Origin of the sequence: uncultured Dietzia sp. (assembly GCF_937873725.1) — a bacterium.
GTDB lineage: Bacteria > Actinomycetota > Actinomycetes > Mycobacteriales > Mycobacteriaceae > Dietzia.
This window is the reverse complement of sequence record NZ_CALMYY010000049.1, coordinates 1-4,052: the sequence shown is the minus strand read 5'-3', so window position 1 is coordinate 4,052 and position 4,052 is coordinate 1. Positions and strand designations below refer to the sequence as shown.

Here is a 4,052-nt window from a genome sequence, read left to right as displayed (position 1 = left end):
GTCTGGAAGATGGTCGGCGCGCCGGGCAGGACCGTGGCCCGCTCGGCCTGGACCAGCCGCATGGTCTCGCCGGTCGAGTACACGGCCAGCGGGATGATCGTCGCGCCGAACAGCGTGCACACCAGGAAGCCGGCCTTGTAGCCGAAGCTGTGGAAGAACGGGTTGACGATGAGGTACCGGTCCTCCTCCGTGAGCCGGCCGTTCGCGCCCCACGCGCGGGCCCCGGCGACGGTCTGCCGGTGCAGCGCCACGACGCCCTTGCTCTTGCCGGTGGTGCCGGAGGTGAAGAGGATGTCGGCCACGTCGTCGCCGGTCACCGCGTCCGCGCGGGCGTCGACCTCGGTGAGGAGGGTGTCGGTGGCCAGCGCCGAGAGGTCGGGGAAGTCGACGACGACGAGGTCGGCGGTCGCGGCATCCCCGCCGTCGAGGGGGATCCGCACGATCGTCCGCAGGTCGGTCGCCTCGGACAGGCTCCCGCCGGCGGCCGAGGTCAGGTCGGCGATCCGCTCGGACCCGAGGAACGTTCCCGCCACCACCGCCGCCACCGCGTGCGTGCGCTGGATCAACTCGAGCGTCTCGCTCCCCGTGTAGCGGGTGTTGGCGGGGACCACCGTGCCGCCCGCGAACTGCACGCCGAGCGCCGCGATGACCCAGTGGCGGGTGTTGGGCGCCCAGATCACCACGCGGTCGCCGGGCCGGACGCCGCGCGAGATCAGGCCCGCGGCGAACCGGCGGACCTCGTCGAGGAGCGCCGCCCACGTCAGGCGGGCGTCCTGGCCGGGTTGGACGTCGGCGATCGCCTCGCGGTCCGGCCAGAGCGCGGCCGCGCGCCGGAGCGCGGCGGGGGTCGTCTCGACGGGGTGGGCGTCGGTGGCGGGCATCGCTGACTCCTCGGGGGCTGCTGGTGTGGCCGCCACCACGGTACCAAGCAAGTGCTTGGTAGGAGTCGGGGTGGTTGCTCAGTCGCAGAGGGCGGCCGCGGCCACGGGATCGGACGGGATCCGTGCCGAGTACTTGCCGAACGACCCGGCGATGTTGGACAGGAACCTGCCAGGGGTGAGTGGCGCCGTGGCGGGGGCGAGCAGGTCCCGGACCTCCGGGCAGGCCAGGGCCGCCCGCGCGGCCGCGACACGGACCGGGTCGACGTCCGGGGGGAGGGCTGACCAGGGAGGACCCTGGGCCATCGAGGCCACGGCCCACTCGAGGGGCATGTCCTTGTCGTGCCCGATCCGCCCGCCACGGATCCCCTCGATATGGCCCGCGAGCGGGGTGGCCAACCCGACGTAATCCCAGACCCGGACCCGGAGGGGGGAGAGCGCGGCATCTATCCCGAGGTGATGAGCGACGATCGTGGTGGGATCAGCGCTGCCCACCGGTGGGGGGACCTCGATCCAGGTCCGGTTGTCACGGCGCGCCATGAGGAGCGTCCCACCGGGCGCGGAGCCGAGTGTCCCGACGAGCGCCGGCGCGGCCTCGATGCCCGCGTAGGAGTCGGTGTCGTCGGGAGTGGGATCCCCGGAGAAGTCGACCTTGTAGGCACGCTCGTCCACGATTCCGCGGATCTCGGTCGTGTCAGCATGTCCGGGTGGCGGCGCCGCGAGCACGGCGGAGCCCGACCACAGCATCATCACCGCGGCCCCGGCCGCGACGGTCAGACGAGCGGCGGAGTCGGCACGGCCCCCGGTACCGGACCGGAACCGCACCGGGATCCAGGCGACGGGGGCCAGCGCCAGCGCGAGCGGGAACAGGGTCATCCTGCCGCGCATGTAGTCGCCGCCGTTGTACACGGAGTAGGCGAGCAGGATCGCGGCGGAGGCCAGCACCACGACGATCGGGCCGATCCTGCGCAGCGCCGCCCCGTCCATGCGCGGCCGACGGGAGGCGAGCGCGATCGCGAGGACACCTGCGCCTCCGAGCGCGAGGAGCACCGACCCGGCCCGGAACCAACCGACGTTGAAGAGCAGCAGCGAGTGGTTCCAGTAGAACAGGCCCTGCTCGACGCGGTTCACCCCGGCTTCCTTCGCCATCGCGGTGTGCGGAACGGGGAGGCCGTAGAAACCCATCCGGAACACCTGGTAGAGCGCCGGTAGGGCGGCAGCCCACGCCAGGGTGAGGACCCGCTCGCGCCGGCCCCGGGCCGTGGCGAGGAGGTAGAGCCCCGCCAGGGCGGTCACGACCGCGGCCTCGGGGCGGACCAGAGGGCCGAGACCCACCAGGACCGCGGTCAGGGCGAGCTCCCTGCCACCCGGCGAGCCGACCGCACGGCGGCACAGCAACCACCACACGACCCCGACCCAGGCCAGGACGAGTCCGTTCTCCAGGCCGGAACTGGCGAAGTCCCGGGCGGCGGGCAGCGCGCAGTAGGCGGCGACCCCGACCGGAACGAAGAACCGTGCCCTCGAGCCCCCGTACAGCACCGCGCATCCGGCGACCAGACCGAGGAGGCCCACCGTGCTCAGGCCGATGCCCTCCACGATCGACACCGCGTCGAGGTCCTCCCAGATCGCACCCCCGGCCGCGACGACGTAGGTCCACAGCACGGAGGTGTTCGCCTCCACGCGTTCCCCGGCGTTGAAGACGGGGCCGTGACCCGCGAGAAGGTTGCGGACGGTGCGGTGGACGATGATGCCGTCGTCGGCGATCCATCTGAAGGCCCAGGCGCGGACGGCGAACAGGCCGATCACGGCGAGGGCCAGACCCCATGAGATCCACCCGAGCGGCGTCACCCCGGTCGACCGCGCGCGAGTGTCGCCCAGAGCGTTCACGTGGCGGCCTCCATTCGCCCGCGCGGGGGAGCACGGGCCGATGTGAGCATCTTCCCATTGGTCAGGCCGGGCGTCTAGGTTGGGTCGTGTGCACGGCTGACCGGAGAGGAATCAACGTGACGGAACAGAGCACGTCCGGCGTCGCGGACGCCCTCCGCGTCCGGGGGCTCTGGATCCTGGCATGGGCGCTGTCCGCGGGGTTGGCGCTCGCCACCATCGCGACCAAGGGAGTGAACATCGTCGATTTCGACGAGGTGTTCACGGTGTCAGAGGACCTGACGGTCTACCAGGACGCCGCGGTCGCCCTGGTGAACGGCCTCCCGCTGTACGGGACCGGTGACCATTACCGGATGGGCGGGGAGTTGATCCTCACCTATCCGCCCTTCGCCGCCTTCCTGTTCCTGCCGATGGCCTACACCTCACCGGGGGCCGTCGCGATCCTGTGGCAGATCAGTTGCCTCGCGGCCACGGCCTTCATCATCTGGGCTGTGGCGCGCGCGGAGGGGTTCCGGCGACCACTGTGGGTCGCCGGCGCCCTCCTCGGTCCCGCCACACTGCTCTACCCCGTGGAGTCGACCTTCCACTACGGCCAGATCAACCTGCTCCTGTTCGCACTCGTCGCAGCTGATCTGTTCGGCGTCACGCCCAGCAGGTTCCGAGGGGTGGGGATCGGGATCGCGGCCTCGCTCAAGCTCACACCCCTCGGCTTCATCCTGGTCCTGCTCGTGCGGCGGGACTGGGCCTCCGTCGGGCGGGCGCTGGGCACGCTCGCCGCCACGGTGGTCGGGTTCTGGATCCTGTTGCCCGCCGCGTCCCGGGAGTACTGGACGGACTTCGCCTGGGACACCGGGCACTCCGGCGCGCGGTGGTACGTGCAGAACCAGTCGCTGACCGGCCCCATGCTGCGGGCCGGGTTGACGGAGGAGAACGTCACCGTTCCCTACGCCGTACTCGCCGCGGTCGTCATCCTGGCCGTGGCCTTCTGTGCGCACGTCCTCCACCGCCGCGGGTTCGACACGGCCGTCGTCGCGATCGTCGCGCTCGGAGTGGTCCTGGCCGCGCCGATGTCGTTCCAGCATCACTGGGTGGGGGCGATTCTGCTCCTGGTGATGGTGCTGACGGCCCGGTACGCGGCATGGGCTCCCTGGTTGGCGGCCCTGGTGGCGCTCTTCGTCCTGGGGCCGGTGCACTGGTTCATGAAGAGGGACTGGGCGATCCGGCTCGACCAACCCCTCCACATCCAACTGCTCTCAAACATCGTCTTCATGGCGGCTGTGGTGACGCTCG

Annotated in this window: 3 protein-coding genes; 1 reads left to right on the top strand and 2 read right to left on the bottom strand. The window is 71.5% G+C overall.

Going from position 1 to position 4,052, the window contains the following annotated elements; translation table 11 throughout:
* The coding region (locus tag Q0444_RS04690; RefSeq protein WP_299021761.1) for an AMP-binding protein at positions 1-881 on the bottom strand (881 nt) is incomplete at its 3' end.
* Between the two features lie 78 nt (positions 882-959).
* A complete protein-coding gene (locus Q0444_RS04685; RefSeq protein WP_291085306.1) occupies positions 960-2,765 on the bottom strand; it encodes a hypothetical protein in 1,806 nt (601 codons plus the stop codon).
* A 116-nt stretch (positions 2,766-2,881) separates the two neighbouring features.
* Between Q0444_RS04685 and Q0444_RS04680 the strand changes: the two genes are divergently transcribed.
* A partial coding sequence (locus Q0444_RS04680; RefSeq protein WP_299021757.1) for a glycosyltransferase 87 family protein occupies positions 2,882-4,052 on the top strand: 1,171 nt, incomplete at its 3' end.